Source organism: Chryseobacterium populi, assembly GCF_000282115.1.
Taxonomy (GTDB): domain Bacteria; phylum Bacteroidota; class Bacteroidia; order Flavobacteriales; family Weeksellaceae; genus Chryseobacterium; species Chryseobacterium populi.
Map to the genome: position 1 here is coordinate 1 of NZ_AKJY01000117.1, position 17,788 is coordinate 17,788.

Genomic DNA, 17,788 nt, shown 5'->3' on the forward strand with positions numbered 1-17,788 from the left:
TAAAAATGTAGCATAAAGAGTATATAAATTTTGTCTCAAAAATAGTTGCAAGTTCAAGGAATACATTCGCTCCATTTTGCTACAGGTATGTTTAAAGCATGGAATGCAAGATATGGAGGGGCAGAAGCTTCAAGAATTACTGAATTTTATGCTCACAGTATGACAGATGGTAGATCAATTATGATTTAAATAAAGTTTCAACAATTTTAAAATATCACTCTAGTAAGATGATTTTTAATAAGTAATACATTTATATAAATGAATCCGTCTCACAACAAAAAAGTGAGGCAGATTTTTAGTTAATTAGATTTTTAGTTCGTTATTAAAAAAAACACTATCCCATGAAGTGTGTAAGTTAAAAATAAAATAACTTTACTCCCCAATTGAAAAAAGTTTTTAATTTTATGGTATGAAAGTTTTATTAGTAAACGGACCCAATCTGAATCTATTGGGTACAAGGGAACCTGAAATCTATGGCACTTTATCTATGGAAGATTATCTTGAGAAATTGAGATCTGAGTTTTCTTCCTATGAACTGATTTATTATCAGTCCAATATTGAAGGAGAGCTGATTAACAGGCTTCAGGAAGATGATTTTGATGCTGTGGTGATCAATCCGGGGGCTTTCACCCATTATTCTTATGCAGTTGCCGATTGCTTAAAAAATATCAGTAAACCTAAGATTGAGGTACATATCAGCAATATTTACAAAAGAGAGGAATTCCGTCAGAAATCTGTTACTGCAGCCTGTAGCGATGCCGTTTTATCCGGTTTCGGAATGGAAGGATATCGATTGGCGATTCTTAGTTTACAGTATTAGTTTATGTTAATCACAGATTACTCAGATTTTCACAGATAATCAGAACTTAATTTTCAGTAAGAATTCAAGAGCAGTTTAAGAAAGCAGAATATATAAAAAAGCCCCATCGATCGATGAGGCTTTATATTGATTAAATTGTTTGTTCCTGTAACTGAGGACCTGAAGAAATTAATTTCTTACCTTCTTCGGTATTGCAGTACTGGTCAAAGTTTTTGATATATTTTGCAGCAAGATCTTTCGCTTTTTCTTCCCACTCAGTGGCATTGCTGTATGTATTTCTAGGATCTAAAATACCTTCCGAAACATTAGGCAAGGCAGTCGGAATCTCAAGATTCATGATCGGAACTCTTGTTTTAGGGGCATTTTCAATAGAACCGTCGATGATTGCATCAATGATCGTTCTTGTATCTTTTAAGGAAATTCTTTTCCCTGTACCATTCCAGCCGGTGTTTACCAGATAAGCTTTAGCTCCGTGTTCTTTCATTTTACCTATCAATGTTTTAGAATACATTGTTGGATGTAATGTAAGGAATGCTTCTCCAAATGCAGGTGAGAAAGAGGGTTCAGGTTCTGTAATTCCCCTTTCGGTTCCTGCTAATTTTGACGTATATCCACAAAGGAAGTGATACTGTGCCTGGTTTTCATCTAAGATAGAAACCGGAGGCAATACTCCGAAAGCATCAGCAGAAAGATAAACAATTTTCTTAGCATGCCCTGCTTTAGATGGTAAAACGATCTTATTAATATGGTAAATCGGATAAGAAACTCGTGTATTTTCTGTGATCGATCCGTCTTTATAATCAGAAACACCGTTATTTACAACAACATTTTCAAGAAGCGCATCTCTTTTAATCGCTCTGAAAATATCGGGCTCTTTTTCTTCAGATAAATCAATTACTTTGGCATAGCAACCACCTTCGTAATTGAATACTCCATTGTTATCCCAACCATGTTCGTCATCACCGATCAGGTATCTTTTCGGATCTGCAGACAATGTTGTTTTTCCTGTTCCGGAAAGACCGAAGAACAAAGCAACATCCCCTTCTTCACCTACGTTTGCAGAACAGTGCATTGAAGCCATTCCTTTTAACGGAAGATAATAATTCATCATGGCAAACATTCCCTTCTTCATTTCTCCACCGTACCATGTACCCCCAATAATCTGTAATTTTTCAGTAAGGTTAAACATCACAAAATTTTCTGAGTTTAATCCTTGCGCTTCCCAATCAGGGTTTGTTATTTTAGACCCGTTCATTACGATGAAATCCGGTTCTCCGAAGTTTTCCAGCTCATAATGAGAAGGACGGATAAACATATTAGTAACGAAATGCGCCTGCCACGCCACTTCAACGATGAATCTTACTTTAAGCCTTGTGTCTGCGTTTGTTCCACAAAAGGCATCTACTACATAAATTTTCTTTGACGTTGAAAGCTGGTTCAGCACTAATTCCTTGCAAGACCGGAAAATCTCCGGTGTTGTAGGTAAATTTACTTTACCATCCCAGAAAATTGTGTCTCTTGTAACATCATCCTGAACAATATATCTGTCTTTAGGTGAACGACCTGTGAAAATTCCTGTTTGTACAGATACTGCACCGGATTCCGTAAGCTCAGACTTCTCAAAGCCTTGATTATCAGAAGATACTTCAGCCTGATATAATTCCTCAAAAGAAGGATTATACATCATTTCATAATCTCCTTTAATCCCTAATTTTTCTAAATCCTGGATGATTTTAGCGTGTTTCATTTTACTTTATATTTTCTATTTCTTTTTGGGTTCAACAAAATTAAATATTAATTAATTGTTAAAGGTGGATAAATATAATGATATAAGTCAGAATACCAAAGAAAAAAACCTTAGCGTAAGGAGTTGATTATAAAGAAATTAAATCATCCCAATCAAAAATAGTCGTAAATCCTTTTCCCCAAAAATACTCCTTAAACCCTTCAAATTTTGCACTCATTACAAAATCTCCACCCCAGGCACCAAGACTTTTAACAAATGAAGGACAATCAGTGAAAATTTTTTGTTTAACTGTAGGAATTTCAATAAAATCAGATATTTTTTGCTCATGAAAGAACATTAATTGAGAAAAATTCTCTAATCCGTCACATAACAAAATATTTCTTGTGAGATCTGAAAACTCATTCACCAGTTTTTGAGACCTTGTTTTAGATTTATAAAGCGCAATGCCTTCACGGCTGTCCTGCTTTTGATTTAAATGAATAAAAATCAATTCATTTTTAAAGGAAGGATTAAAGTTTACCTTCTCATACCTGATTTCGGGTTTGTTTTGAAAAAGGACGGCAGATTTCTCTTTTGCCACTGCAATATCATATCCACTTCCTCCCAAACTGACCGAATTTAAGTGAAAAGGATCTACTTCAGCCCACACAGCCAGGTTATTCATTAAAGTAGAGCTGCTTCCAAGGCCATAGTCTGCCGGAAACTGAAGATTTGTCTTTAAGTAATAGGAATCAGTGCCTTTGAATTTTGTTTCAGAAAGATCCTGAACATTTTTCAGGGTTTTTAGAATAAATTCAGCACCTGAAGGAATATTGGCTTCCAAGACCTGCCAGCTTTTAAAATCAATGACAGCTTTCAGCCATAATTTGTTCTGATGATAAGCTTCCCAGAAAATAAGTGACTTCTGATCATCCCTTTCATCAAAGAAGAACTCTTGTCCCAGCCTGGTAGGTACCGCTAAGACAAGGGCTCCGTCTATCGCGAAATATTCTGAAGTAAGCATCAGCTTTCCCGGTGAAAATATTCCGCTCATATTTTTTTATTTAGATGGCAGAGGCAACGTCTACAGAACCGTCAATTTTCTTGATCAATCCCTGAAGCGTTTTTCCGGGCCCCACTTCAACGAAATTGGCAGCACCGTCTTTAATCATATTCTGAACAGATTGTGTCCATTTTACAGGTCCTGTTAATTGTGCGATCAGGTTTTGTTTGATCTCTTCAGGATTTGTAATGGCTGTCGTTGTAATATTCTGGTAAACAGGAATTGTTGCTTTTCTGAATTTGGTCAATTCGATAGCAGCGGCCAGCCTTTCCTGTGCAGGCTGCATCAATGGGGAATGAAAAGCTCCGTTTACAGGCAATAATAATGCCCTTTTGGCTCCTGCTTCTTTTAATTTTATACAAGCTTCTTCAACAGCTGCTGTTTCTCCGGAGATCACTAATTGTCCGGGACAATTGTAATTAGCAGGCACAACGATTCCGCTGATCTGTGCACAGATTTCTTCAACTTTAGCATCTTCCAATCCTAAAATTGCTGCCATGGAACTTGGATTGGCATCACAAGCCTCCTGCATTGCTTTTGCTCTTTCGGAGACTAATTTCAGACCGTCATCAAACGACAGAACACCGTTTGCCACTAAGGCTGAAAATTCACCTAGAGAATGTCCTCCAACCATTTCTGCTCCAAGACCGTTTACTGCTTTCAGAACAGCTACTGAATGTATAAAAATTGAAGGTTGGGTAACCTCTGTTTTCTTCAAGTCTTCGTCCGTTCCATTAAACATAATGGAAAGGATGTCGAAACCTAAAATTTCATTGGCAGATTCCATCAAATCCTTTATATCTTTTCGAGAATCATATAATTCTTTTCCCATCCCAACGAATTGAGAACCCTGCCCAGGAAATACAAGTGCTTTCATGTATTAATTTAAAATATTATGCAAATATAGATATAATGTTAAAAATATTATTTAACATAAATAAATATCTTAAGGAACTAAACGTATCACACGGTAGCCGGTATTTACGTATGCTCCGTTCACTTTTGATTTTACGAATTCAAATTTTGTAGCCAGCTGTGTCTGAACTTTATTCATTTGCTTAAACAGCTCTCCTTTTTTGTTTTCTCTGGTCAGCATATCATTCACTACATCAAAGCCTATGATCGCATATTTAGCCGGAGTTTTACAATACTTGGCTTTATATGCAGCCAGGATCTCTTTTTCAAAGCTTCCTTCAGTATTAATTTTTCTGTCCATCAGATAAACCAGGCTTGCCTGGCTCAGGTCGTCTACTTTTTTCTCAAAGCTCGGTACAAAATACATGCTGAATGCTTTCATTCCCTGTACTTCTTTTGACAATGCTATTATTTTATTTGAAAATGCCTCTCCGGTACTGTCATTGTCACTTGCCAGGATTGCAATTACCGGTGCTGACTGGCCGGTCATCATATTTTTATCCAACTGTATTTCAGCCGGAGAACTGACAATCGTTATATTCGGATTTTTAACTGCTTTTTCAAGACCGGCTTTAATATAGTTGGCCAGCTCCTTTTTACTGTCAGCTACAACATAAATCTTTTGATCTGAATATGCTGTTTTTACTTCATCAACGATTTTATCCGCATACGTCTGGTCATTGGTCTCAATAATGACAAGATTACTGTAATTGTGTAATTCCGGAGTGTTGGCAAACGGTGCTACAACAGGAATTTTCTGGGTCTTAGTAAAATCTAAGACATCGATCACATTGGATTTAAAAAACGGCCCGATAATCAAATCGGTATTATTAGGGTTTATCTGTGTTAATGAATTTTTAAAGGAAGCTTCATTTCCGGAATCCACCACTTTGATATCTAATTTTTGTCCGTTTCCTGCATTTCTTTCAATCGCTAATTTTGCTCCTGTTAAGAAATCCAGTGCCATAGCCCTGTATTGCGTTTCATTGGTATTATACCCAAAAGGCAGCATCAGCACAACACTTAGAGCATCACCGCTCTTTTTCACATAGCCCGGATCAAGTTTTTTAATTTTTAAAACCATTCCTGTTTTCAGGCCTTTTGAAAGATCAGGGTTTAGGGCAATTAATTCATCAATTGAGATTCCGTATTTATTTACGATAGAAAAAACAGTATCTCCCTGCTGAACGGTATAGGTTACATATTCATCTTGTGAAACTGAAACAGCAGCCGTAGTATTTTCCGAAGATTTTTCGTTTCCTGAATCAATTTTCGTTTTATGGTTAACAGGCTCAGAAATTACTTCTGTATTCTGTTTTTTAACTTTAATGGTTTCTCCCGGTTTTAAGCCTTTTTCTTCCAATCCCGGATTTAAAACAAAAAGCTCCTGCTGAGTGATTCCAAATTGCTTTGAAATCCTGTAATAATTATCTTTAGACTGAATGGTATATGATTCTCCGTCTGCTACAGGAGCAGCTGGTGTTTCCACTGTTGTCTCTGCAGGTTTAGGTTCGGGTTTTGTTGTTGTCACAGCTACCAGTTGCTGATCAGCACCATATTTTTTTATACTTTCAAGAGGAAGGGTAATCTCATCCCCGATTTTCATATGAGAATCAAGCTCAGGGTTGAGCTTTCTCAGGTCTGTTTCTGAGATACGGTACTGTTTTGTAATTCCGTAAATGGTCTGTTTAGGCTGCAAAACAATTTTCCCTGTCTGGGAAATATTAGGTTTTGGCTTTTCCACAACTGTTTTAGGAACTGAAGCTGTTTTTTTATCAGATTTAACGGTTAAAACGTCTCCAATTGCCAGCTTACCATCTTTAAATTTCGGATTTAATCTGAGCAATTCATCTACACTTATCCCATACTTCTTAGCAATATTGTAAGGAGTATCTCCTTTTACAACCGTGTGGGATTGTTGAGCGGAAACACCCAAAACCATACATAAACCGGATAGAATAAAAAACCTCTTTATCATAGTCGATAATTATATTTACAAAAATACTTCTTTAAAATTAAATGGCAACAATTATTAATTTGGATTCTTGAACCACCATTTCTTCTAAACAAGTTTCAAGCCACGAATACCCGTAATCTGCAAAAAACACACTAAAATTATAGACTCTCTCCTGCCAGGTTTTGGAAGGATGTACGTCTAAGAAAAGATTTTCAAGCCTTTCCAATAATTCGTTCTGTTTTATTTTTTCTGCATGCAAAAGACGTTTTTTCATTCTCATAAATGATTTAAGCTGTCTTATTTCTTCAGCCCGGACCATATTTCCAAATGATTTCTCTGTTGTTTCCGCAGCAGATTTTAACTGAGAAAATTGATTGACCAAAAGACTTTCTTTTTCATCAAGCAGTTTCAGAATTGCATGATCTTCTAAAATTTTGTTATTCGTAAGGTTCGTAAAATTTTGAAAAAAATCTTCAATTTTCAAATTAAGCTTATCTGTTTTTTTCAATGTTTTTTCTTTTAAAAACAGCATTGAATTTCTTGGGATAAGAATGGGAAACGGAATATTGATTTTTGAAAAATAATCTTTCAGTTCCAGCCAGTACATGATTTCGGCATTTCCACCGATATAAGCTAAATTTGGCAGTACTTTTTCCTGATAAACAGGACGCATCAAAGCATTCGGACTAAATTTTTCAGGAGAGTTTTCCAGTTCGTTTATGATTTCGCTTTCCGTAAACTGAATATTTTTATCGATGATATTATATTTCTGGCCATCAAAGTCAATCCTGTCTCTGGTTTCAGAAAAATAGAATAGATTGATTTCTCTTGGATTCACCTGTACCTTACCATATTTAGCAGTCAGAAAATTTACTTTTTCTTTTGAGGTATTTTGTAAACTGAAATGAAGAAGCTCATCTTTGAAAATATCTTTGACCTGAGTTTTCAGCTCTTTAGAATCACCATCAAGAATTAATAATCCTAAATCAGAAAAAAGCCTGTTGACCAATGTTTTAATAGCATCTGTCAATGTATTTCCTGTTTTATATGCTTCTTTCAGCATTAAAGTCAGCTCTGTTCCGAAAATAGAATCTTTAAATTCTTTCTCAAATTCAGAAATGAAAAATGTATCATTGATCTTGATTCTTCCAACCGGCCCGCCGGATTTCTCATTAATTTCGTAATAATTATTTTCCGTTTTGAAATGATTGATCTCGGCAAAATCATGGTCTTCCGAGGCCATCCAATATATCGGTACAAAATCAAAATCGGGGAAGTTTTCTTTTAAATAAGTGCAGGTTTTAATCGTCTGCAAAATTTTATAGACAAAGAAAACAGGGCCCGAAAAGAGGTTCAGCTGATGCCCTGTAGTAATCGTGAACGTGTTCGGCTGTTTTAAATTTTCTATATTTTCTTTTTGCCTTGCAGACAAGATAAGGTTTGAAAGCTGTTTTTCAAAAGCATCAGATAAAACATTTCTTTGTTCTGATGTGAAAGATTCCTGTTTTAAATGAATCTGCTTCCTGAAATGATCCAAAGAAAAAGTACTTTCTTCGAAACCTTCAATTTTATGATTTAAAAAATCTTTTATTAACTGAGGTATACTCTCGATATCGGTAAACGATATTTTATTGATTGTTTTCAACTTTAACTGAGTTTTTTAGTTGAACAAATACCATACAATCCCGATATTCAGTCTAAAGTCGTAAACCGGATAATGTGGAAATGCATAGGCTTTATTATGTGAAAGAAGGGTACCGATCTGCTGTCCTTCGATAAAGAAGAACATTTTCTTTACTTTCATGTTAAAGTAGATATCAGCAATGGGCTGTCCTCCTATTGAAAATGAGTTGGAATTCGGCAGAAGGTATTCGTTCAGCATCGGCGAATAATCTCTTGAAGCAAACTTCGAGAAGTAATATACTTTTATACCTGCCTGAACTTCTGCGGCCTTTTTAAACGCTTTAGCCTGGTAAAAGAAGTTAGCCCGGCCTATAAATCCAGGCATAGGATATAATTCTTTATTCGTTAAAGCATTCTGGAACTGAACTCTTGTATTTAAATGAAAATTACCATAACTGAACGTTGCATCTCCTCCGATCTGAGAAATATTCAATGAGCTCTGGCTCTGTTTCGGCATCGCAGAACGATCCAAATAGGTATAATTATCAATCCTGAAATAGTTGACAAATAATTCCGTCTTGAACCATTTCAGATTAATATTCCCCCCGATTTCAGTGATCGATTGATTTTTAGCATTCTGAAGATAATAATTCAGGTTATTATATATTGAGGTATTTATAAGATAATTAAAAGATGGATAGGCACTCTGGAAATTTACTTTAGCATTAACAAAATAATCTTTGATCGGTTCAAATTTTAAATTATTTGTTGTTTTCACATAGTTTCCGAACTGGCTTCCATTGGAAAATTCTACAAATGAATTTAGCTGGATTTTATCTAAAAGTTTTACCTGAAGATTCCCAACTGCTCCGATCCTGTTTTCTTTAATTTCATCTGGAATTTCTAAAATCGGTAAAGTAATCTGAGTTGACCCAAATTTCAGCATTTGATAACGAACTCCGGCATCAAGCTTGAATTTTTCATTATCCCAAACCAGACTTACCGTATTGCTCAGGTTGTTTGAATATTTTTTTGTTGAAAGAGGGAAATTACTGACAATCTCAGACGGAACATCATACCAATATCCTTCTAAAGCATCCTGGGCATAATAATATTTATTCCCTTGATTAAAAATCGTGTGTCTGATTCTGAAAGGAAATTTCTCTGAATTAAAAGGGGTAAACTGGTGGCTTAAATAGTATCTTCTATAGGAAAACTGTGAGCTTGAAGATGCCAGATTCACTTCTGCATTGAGCCTGTTTCTGAAATCACTGTTTCCTTCCTGAAAAAGATCATCTTCAACAATCCCGCCATTTTCCTGATTGTTTACATTCTGGTGTAAGTAGTGCGCAAATAATTCATAGTTTCCGCTTTTACTTATATAATGTCCTGAAAATAGCGTATTGTTATTAGATGCTAATGAATTTCTATACAGACCTTGTGAACGGAGGCCCATATATTCTAATGCGAAATTAAATCTCTTCCCGATATTCTGGGTATAGGTAGATTTCAAAGCTGCCCCGTTTTTCATAGAGTTATGATAAATAAAGGTAGCTGTAGGGGTTTTCACATCATAATATCTGACATCATTGATTCCTAAAATCCCATAGGATTTATTGGACGGTAACAAAGCCAAATTCTGTTCAGCATTTACTTCATAGGAAAGCGGATTAAATCCTGAACCAATATTGGAAAACTGTATTCTTCCGAAATTGTCTTTATTGTTGTACTGGGAAAATATGTGTGTTTTCTCGAAAGTCATCACCGTATCAAAGATTTTCTTTTCAGAAAACTGGGTCTGATACTGGTAATCATTGATTGTGGGTTTGAAAATTTTTAAAGAGTCCTTTTTCCCCGAGTCTATAACTAAGGTATCTTCACCCTTCTTCGGAAGCTGGTTTGAGTCTGTTTTATTGACAACCTGTGCTTGAGCCGTGAGACTGAAGAATATGATAAGAAATAGGTATTTCATGCATTTATTTATATTGTTCAAAAACCGAAGCTATTTTAAAAAGGCTTTGTATTTTGTACAGCAAAAATAAGAAATAAAAGGAAATAAAAAGCCCTGCTTTGAGCAGGGCTTTAGATTATATGATTATTGTTGATTAATAACCTGTGTTTTGTGGCAATCCAGGATCTTTATTAATTGAACCTTGAGGAATTGGCCATTGCCATCTGTAATCAGACGCAGGAACACTTTGTGTAACAGCTGGTACTCCTGTTCCATCAATATTAGCTCCTTCGCCAGTCCTCTGTAATCCCAATCCTAAACGCTTAAGTGTATAGAATCTATCATTTTCAAATGCTAACTCCAGTCTTCTTTGTAGCATAATCTCATTCCATAGAGCAGTTCCTGTTAAAGTTACTGGTGTATAATTAGTATATCTTTCAGCTTTTAAAGTATTTAACAATGAGTTAGCTAATGCTTCATTTCCTGTTTTGTATGCCGATTCAGCAACATTTAAATATACTTCTGCAGTTCTTAAATATTTTACTTCAACAACATTTAATGGTGTTTGACCACCTGTGTTAACAGCCCACTTAATAACATTGTTTCTCAAAGTTCCTTGATATGCACTCTGTCTGATATAAGCTGTTTTTCTGATATCATTATCTGCAAATAGATTATATAAAGATTTTGGCACAACATATTCAGCTCGTATATTCCCTCCAGTCGCTGTTGCTCCCTGTTGATATACTACACCTGTTGTAACTGCTTCTGTAGTAGAATTAAGTACTTTAAATAATACTCCATCAACATTATTTGATGACCAAATTAAAGGAAAGGTAGCAGCAGAACCTACACTTTGAGATGCCGCAATTGATTGCTGCCCAAAATTAATTGCATTTTGATAATCTCCTTTATAAAGATATACTCTTGATAATAAACCTAAAACAGCAGGTTTAGTTAATCTTCCTTTGTTTACTGTTGATGTTGTAATATTATTAACTGCAAAATTTAAATCTTCAATTATTTTATCATAAACCTGGGCAACTGTTAGCTTTCGTCCTTCTGACTTTCCAAAAGGGTCATAAGTAGTCTCATAATCAATTCCTATAGAAGCATTTGCATCACTACTTTGAGTTGGAATTTTACAATATGCTCTTACTAAATCAAAATGGATCATTGCTCTGATTGCTCTACTCTGTGCTATTATGTCATTTTTAGCAGCCCCATCAGGTAAATTATTTATATATTTCAAAGGAAGATTAGCATTACTAATTGCAGAATATCCGGCTATGAATAAGTTGGTTACTGATCCGATTGTCGACGCAATATTCCAGTTATAAGCTAAAAAATTGGTTTGTCTTCCAGTAGGACTGATTACTAAGTTATCAGAAATTTCATCAGGAATTCCTAACTGACTTGTATCTCCTCCAAAATAACCTGTAGCTTTCATAGCGTCATATGCAGCATCTTCTGCAGACTGAAATGCAGCAATGTCCGTGAAGACATCATCCGTTAATACTTTTTGAGGAGATGTTTGGTCTAGTTCTCTATCACAAGAATTAACCACAGTTAAAAACACTAATGTCGCAACTATATATTTTATCTTTTTCATTGTAAATATTTTTAGAATTTAATATCAAACCCAATTGAAAATGTTTTTTGAATTGGATAAGTATAAGCATAATATGAATTTGGCACTGTATTAGCCGCTGTGTTACTTTCAGCTAAACCAACTGCTGCCTCTGGATCTCCCTTAAATTTAGTCCATATATAAAGGTTTTGACCTTGTATGTATACTCTAAATGATTCAATGAATGATTTATCCCCTAAGAAGTTCTTATCAAAAGTATAACCCAAACTTAAACTTCTAAATCTGATATAGTCTGTTTTTTGAAGGAAATAATCAGTAGAATATAACCCAGAAGAAGTAGGTTTCGGAAGAACGTTAGTATCACCCGGTTTTTGCCAGAAGTTTACAGCATCTGTACTTTTATTAGTATTGTACTGTGCAGGATCCAATCTGTCTAACTCAGCCATGTTCACAGCCCATCCACCATATTTATAGGTGAACTCAGCACTAAGATCAAAATTTTGGTAAGAGAAAGATGTTCCAAACCCTCCAAATACTTTAGGAAAAGGAGATTTCCCATCAAGAATCTGAGCGTCAGAACCATTATATACATTAGTAGCTTTACCGCCTTCTAAATTATAGAAAGTTTCTCCCTGACTTGCTGTTTCTCTATTAGTATAATATAATGCTTCTCCAGTATCTGGATTTACACCAGCATATCTAACCATTTTAAAAAGATAAGGTACCTCTCCAACTTTTAAAACGCTATCATTATAAGCTCCAGTTATTCTTTCAGTTTCCCCGTCTTTTAATGCTAATAATTTATTTTTAACATTCGAGATATTACCATGAACATTCCATGACCAATTAGAATTTTTAATAACGTCATAAGAAAGCTCAGCTTCTATACCTTTATTCTCTAAATCACCAACGTTACTATAATATACATATCCTCCTTTAGTATCAGTCCCTGAAACCTGTTGTAAAAAATCAGATCTTTTTGTAATAAAATATTCAAGAGAACCCCTCAATCTGTTGGCATATACAAAATCTACTCCGTAGTTCTGCATTTTCGCAACTTCCCATTTTAAATCTGGATTTCCGACAGTATTTATAAATGTTGTTGGTGTAGTCCCATACAGACCAAAAGAAGCATAATCATAATTTTGATAATCAGGAATTGGAGCATCATTTCCTACTGTTCCATAAGATGCTCTTAATTTTAATGTAGATAATTTGGTATCGGCTAAAAAGTTTTCTTTAGCAATATTCCATCCTCCACTTACACTCCAAAATGTTCCATACTTATTGTTTTCTCCAAATCTCGAACTTGCATCAGTTCTCAAGGAAGCACTTGCAAAATATTTTTTATCAAAATTATAATCAAGTAATCCTGCAAATGAGTTTAATGTATATACAGTTTTAGTACCTGTCGCAGTAAGTGGAGTCGCATAATTTGTCATCTGGAACGGGTCTAATTTAGGATTATTTATACCTTGTTTAGATGTTGCCAAAGTATTGCTTAAAGCATAATAAAACTCATGAAATGCTGTTGCACTGATGTTATGTGAACCAAACGATTTATCAAAATCTAATCTATTATTTATTGTATAATTGAAGATATCATTATTTGCTAGTGAAAACCATCCGTTATACCCTAATACTGTATCTAGATAAGAACCTTTATAAATAGCAGACGGTGTTTTAAGTTGAGCATAAGTACCTAATAATGTAGATCTAAACTTTAAATAGTTTGTAAACTTATATTCTCCAAATAGACTTCCATTAAGTCTTAAATTTTTATTATAATTAGGGTTATTTTGTAAAGCACCTAAAACAGGAAAGCCTGCTCCAGTTAAGTTATATTCTCCATCAGCATCAAAAACTGTTTCATAAGGATTTGCTGCATACATGAAATAAATAGGGTTTTGAGCATTATATCTGTCTCTTTGATTTTGAGTAATCTGATATTGTAATGAAGTATTAACCCCCATCCTTAATTTATCAGACAACTGACTTTCAAAATTAAATCTTGCAGTATATCTCTTCAATCCATCTAAATAACGGATAATACCAGAATTATGATCGTATCCTAGTGAGTAATAAAATAAATTTTTATTATTTCCCCCACTTGCGCTGAATAAATATGATTCTTCAGAAGAACTTTGTAAAACATCTTTTTGCCAATCATGATTTAATGCTGAAAGTTCTGCTATTTCAGAAGGTGTATAAGGAGCGATTCCAACTGCATCTGCAATTGAATTTTCCCAATTCAATTTTTGGTTAGCATCCATCATTTGAAAATTAAGCTCTTTATCAGAAACTTTTTTCGAAAATCCGAATCTAGTTTGGAACATATATGAAGTCTTACCGCTAATCCCTTTTTTAGTAGTAACAACAAGAACGCCTGAAGATGCTCTCGAACCATATTGAGATGTTGATGCAGCGTCTTTCAATATAGTAACTGATTCTACATCACTAGGATTTAATGCATTATATTGAGCTATCGAAGAATACATTCCATCAATTACTACTAGGGGATCAGAATTCGACAATCCAGAAAACCCACGTATTGTAATTGATCCTCCATTTCCTGGCTGTCCACTACTAGCCTGTACTAAAACTCCGGGAGCTTTACCCTGAAGCATATTTGTCATAGACAATGTGGCTTGTTGTTGAGAAAATTCTTTAGAAGAAACAACAGATTGTGCCTGAATAATTTCATCTGCTTTTTTAGTTCGGTAACCCGTAACTATCACCTCTTCTATTTGCTTTTCTTTCGGAAGAGTATCTCTTTTTGTTGTCTGTGCAAAAACAGCCTGCCCCAAGAAAAACAATGCTCCAGCACTTAATACACGTAATTTCACATTCATATTAACAAATTTTAATATTTAAAAGGGCAAATATGTTAATAAATTTTAACATTAACAACTTTTTAACAACGTGATTATTATTACGTTTACACCAAATATATAGTTAAATTTATTTTTAAATGAAGGAAATTTAACGATAAAATCATTTTATTCTTTTACTAAAACAGAATATTTATCAATCAAATTATGTTTAACAAAATTCTACTAATCATTAAAATATTATTTAGAATTATTACAAATTATTGTTTTTAACAAAAAAACCACTTTTTTTAAAAGTGGTTTTTTTGTGCTATAAAAATTGAATTATTTTAGCTTTTTCTTAACAGCTACTTCTTCATAAACTTCAAGAATATCACCTACTTCTATATCGTTGTATCCTTTCAGATTCAAACCACATTCGTAACCTTTCGTTACTTCTTTTACATCATCTTTGAAACGCTTCAAACTTTCCAGTTCTCCGTCAAACTTCACGATACCGTCCCTCAATACTCTTACTTTGGAATTTCTTGTCACTTTTCCTGAAAGAACCATACATCCGGCAATTGTTCCTACTTTAGAGATTTTGAATATTTCTCTAATTTCAACATTACCAATTACCTGTTCTTTAATTTCAGGGGAAAGCATACCTTCCATCGCTTCTTTTACTTCATCAATAGCAGCATAGATTACAGAATATGTTCTGATTTCAATTTCTTCTTTCTCCGCTAATTCTTTAGCATTTGCACCAGCTCTTACATTAAATCCGATAATAATCGCATCTGAGGCTGTTGCTAAGTTGACATCAGATTCTGTGATCTGTCCAACACCTTTATGAAGAATATTTACATTGATCTCTGCTGTGGATAATCTCTGTAACTGATCTGATAATGCTTCAACCGAACCATCAACGTCACCTTTTAAGATAATATTCAATTCTTTGAACTCACCTAATGCAATTCTTCGTCCGAGTTCTTCAAGAGTTGTATGCTTCTTCGTTCTGATAGAAAGTTCTCTCTGAAGCTGTTCTCTCTTGTTGGCAATTGTTTTAGCCTCGCTCTCATCTTCATACACCTTGAACTTATCACCTGCCGTAGGAGCTCCGTCCAGACCTAAAATGGTTACAGGAATAGATGGGCCTGCTTCTGCAAGGTTTCTACCTCTTTCATCAAGCATAGCTTTTACCTTACCATGGTTTTTACCTGCCACTACATAATCTCCAACTCTTAATGTTCCTGTCTGTACTAACATCGTGGCAACATATCCTCTTCCTTTATCTAATGAAGCTTCAATAACAACTCCCTGGGCATTTCTATTCGGATTAGCTTTTAGATCAAGCATTTCTGCCTGAAGCAATACTTTTTCCAATAGAATATCCATATTATTACCAAATTTTGCAGAAATCTCCTGCGCCTGAACATTTCCACCCCATTCTTCCACAAGGATATTCATCCCGGAAAGCTGTTGACGAATATTATCGGGATTCGCATTGGGTCTGTCAACTTTGTTCAAAGCAATAATCATTGGTACTCCGGCAGCCTGTGCGTGGGAAATTGCTTCTCTTGTCTGAGGCATCACATCATCATCAGCTGCAATTACGATAATTGCAATATCAGTGATCTGGGCACCTCTGGCTCTCATTGCTGTAAACGCTTCGTGACCCGGTGTATCTAAGAATGTAATTCTCTGCCCGTTCTCTAATTTCACGTTATAAGCACCAATATGCTGAGTAATACCTCCGGACTCACCAGCAATAACATTGGTTTTTCTGATGTAGTCAAGCAGTGATGTCTTACCGTGGTCAACGTGTCCCATTACCGTTACAATCGGAGCTCTTGGAGAAAGATCCTCCTCGGTATCCATATCCTCTTCAGATTCTACTTCTTCAAGATCAGCATCTGAGAATTCAATTTTGTAACCAAATTCATCAGCAACCAATAGTAAGGTATCTGCTTCAAGTCTTTGGTTCATTGTTACCATTACTCCCAATGAGAAACAAGCAGAAATCACTTCTGTGGGTGAAACATTCATTAAGCTGGCTAATTCGCCTACGGTAATAAACTCTGTAACTTTTAATGTTCTGTCCTGAGCGTCAATTTCCTGCTGACGTTCATCTTGTTCTCTACGGAAAGTTCTCTTGTCTTTTCTGTGTTTAGCAGATTTAGATTTACCACCTTTGTTGGTAAGCTTTTCAAGGGTTTCCTTAATCTGATTTTTAACCTGTTCATCAGTTAATTCAACAGGCATAACTCTTTGTCCGGGTCTGTTATTCTGTCCTCCCTTCTTGAATCCGCCACCTTGTCCGGGAGGGCGGTTTCCCTGATTATTATTCCCAAAACGGTTTCCTCCCTGACCACCTTGACCAGGAGGACGATTTCCTTGTCCACCTTGCCCTTGAGGACGGTTCCCCTGGTTTCCACCCTGAGGTCTGTTTCCGCCACCTTGCTGGTTATTGTTGTTGTTTCCGCCTTGTTGATTGTTACCTTGGTTTTGTTGATTAGGGCCACCCGGTTTTTCAATTCTTTTTCTTTTCTTTTTTGCTCCTGAGCTTGGTTTCGGGGCAAACTGAGTCAGATCAATTTTTTCACCAACAATTTTAGGCCCATCAAGTTTTTGATAGACTGTCTCAATTTTTTGTGGTTCCTGAGACTGAGGTTCAGTTTCAGTTTCAGTTTTCTGAGGTTCAGCTTTAACCTCAACAGGTTTAGCTACAGGTTGCTCTACAACCGGTTTTGGAGCTTCTTTCACAGGCTCAATTGGTTTTTCCTCTGCTTTTTTCTCTTCCACTTTTGGTTTATCTTTTTTAGCAGGTCTGTTTCTAGATTCTATTTGAGACAGATCAATTTTATCTAAAACTTTGAATTCCTGCTTTTCAGGTGTTGCTTTAACTTCCGGTTCCTGTGCCACTGCTTCTTCTTTCTTTTCTTCAACCGGTTTTGCTACAGGTGTAGCAACGGGAGCTTCTTCAACTTCAGGTTTTTTAGTTTCTAAGTCTATTTTACCTAAAATTTTAGTTTCAGGTTTATTAGCTTTAGCTCTTATTACTTCAGGGGTTTTCTTTTCTTCAATTTCCAGCTTTTCTTCCGGAACTTTCGTGATCACCACCTCATGGGAAGCTTTACGTTGTTCACCATCTTTGGCAAACTCAGCGTCCAATGCAGAATATGCCGCTTCTTCTAATTGAGCGTTAGGATTGCTTTCAACCTCGAAGCCCTTGGATTGTAAAAACTCCACTAGTCGGGACATCGATATGTTGAATTCCTTAACCGCTTTATTTAATCTAATTTTTGGCATCTATATTATTTACTGTTTTT

General features: G+C 35.4%; 10 protein-coding genes. 1 reads left to right on the plus strand and 9 read right to left on the minus strand.

The features are described 5' to 3' along the window. Positions 1-409: 409 nt before the first annotated feature. Positions 410-820: a type II 3-dehydroquinate dehydratase gene (locus PMI13_RS19740; RefSeq protein WP_007847139.1), complete on the plus strand. Its 411-nt coding sequence runs from the start codon at positions 410-412 to the stop codon at positions 818-820. 130 nt (positions 821-950) lie between these two features. On the opposite strand, the gene pckA is transcribed toward PMI13_RS19740, so the two are convergent. From pckA to infB, 9 genes are all read right to left on the minus strand, one after another. Beyond that, positions 951-2,567: a phosphoenolpyruvate carboxykinase (ATP) gene (gene pckA, locus PMI13_RS19745; RefSeq protein ID WP_007847140.1), complete on the minus strand. Its 1,617-nt coding sequence runs from the start codon at positions 2,565-2,567 to the stop codon at positions 951-953. Positions 2,568-2,694: 127 nt separating this feature from the next. Then, a complete protein-coding gene (locus PMI13_RS19750) occupies positions 2,695-3,600 on the minus strand; it encodes a GYDIA family GHMP kinase (protein ID WP_007847142.1) in 906 nt (301 codons plus the stop codon). Positions 3,601-3,610: 10 nt separating this feature from the next. Then, entirely contained in the window at positions 3,611-4,486 is an 876-nt protein-coding gene (gene fabD / locus PMI13_RS19755; RefSeq protein WP_007847150.1) for an ACP S-malonyltransferase, read from the minus strand. A 69-nt stretch (positions 4,487-4,555) separates the two neighbouring features. Further along, positions 4,556-6,502: a LysM peptidoglycan-binding domain-containing protein gene (locus tag PMI13_RS19760; RefSeq protein WP_007847152.1), complete on the minus strand. Its 1,947-nt coding sequence runs from the start codon at positions 6,500-6,502 to the stop codon at positions 4,556-4,558. A gap of 37 nt (positions 6,503-6,539) precedes the next feature. Further along, complete coding sequence (gene bshC, locus PMI13_RS19765; RefSeq protein ID WP_007847155.1) at positions 6,540-8,126, minus strand: bacillithiol biosynthesis cysteine-adding enzyme BshC; 1,587 nt, start codon at positions 8,124-8,126, stop codon at positions 6,540-6,542. Between the two features lie 15 nt (positions 8,127-8,141). Further along, entirely contained in the window at positions 8,142-10,076 is a 1,935-nt protein-coding gene (locus PMI13_RS19770; protein WP_007847157.1) for a putative porin, read from the minus strand. 133 nt (positions 10,077-10,209) lie between these two features. Next, positions 10,210-11,667 (minus strand): RagB/SusD family nutrient uptake outer membrane protein, encoded by a 1,458-nt coding sequence (locus tag PMI13_RS19775; protein ID WP_007847159.1) that lies wholly within the window; start codon positions 11,665-11,667, stop codon positions 10,210-10,212. 11 nt (positions 11,668-11,678) lie between these two features. Then, on the minus strand, positions 11,679-14,498 hold the full coding sequence (locus tag PMI13_RS19780) for a SusC/RagA family TonB-linked outer membrane protein (RefSeq protein ID WP_007847162.1): 2,820 nt from the start codon (positions 14,496-14,498) through the stop codon (positions 11,679-11,681). A gap of 303 nt (positions 14,499-14,801) precedes the next feature. Further along, positions 14,802-17,768 carry a translation initiation factor IF-2 gene (gene infB / locus PMI13_RS19785; RefSeq protein ID WP_007847165.1) on the minus strand — a complete coding sequence of 989 codons (2,967 nt, stop codon included), beginning with the start codon at positions 17,766-17,768 and terminating at the stop codon, positions 14,802-14,804. Between the last annotated feature and the right edge of the window lie 20 nt (positions 17,769-17,788).

Coding starts and splice junctions, on each gene's coding strand:
- PMI13_RS19740 (WP_007847139.1), top strand. CDS start 410: ATGAAAGTTTTATTAGTAAACGGACCCAATCTGAATCTATTGGGTACA.
- pckA (WP_007847140.1), bottom strand. CDS start 2,567: ATGAAACACGCTAAAATCATCCAGGATTTAGAAAAATTAGGGATTAAA.
- PMI13_RS19750 (WP_007847142.1), bottom strand. CDS start 3,600: ATGAGCGGAATATTTTCACCGGGAAAGCTGATGCTTACTTCAGAATAT.
- fabD (WP_007847150.1), bottom strand. CDS start 4,486: ATGAAAGCACTTGTATTTCCTGGGCAGGGTTCTCAATTCGTTGGGATG.
- PMI13_RS19760 (WP_007847152.1), bottom strand. CDS start 6,502: ATGATAAAGAGGTTTTTTATTCTATCCGGTTTATGTATGGTTTTGGGT.
- PMI13_RS19770 (WP_007847157.1), bottom strand. CDS start 10,076: ATGAAATACCTATTTCTTATCATATTCTTCAGTCTCACGGCTCAAGCA.
- PMI13_RS19775 (WP_007847159.1), bottom strand. CDS start 11,667: ATGAAAAAGATAAAATATATAGTTGCGACATTAGTGTTTTTAACTGTG.
- PMI13_RS19780 (WP_007847162.1), bottom strand. CDS start 14,498: ATGAATGTGAAATTACGTGTATTAAGTGCTGGAGCATTGTTTTTCTTG.
- infB (WP_007847165.1), bottom strand. CDS start 17,768: ATGCCAAAAATTAGATTAAATAAAGCGGTTAAGGAATTCAACATATCG.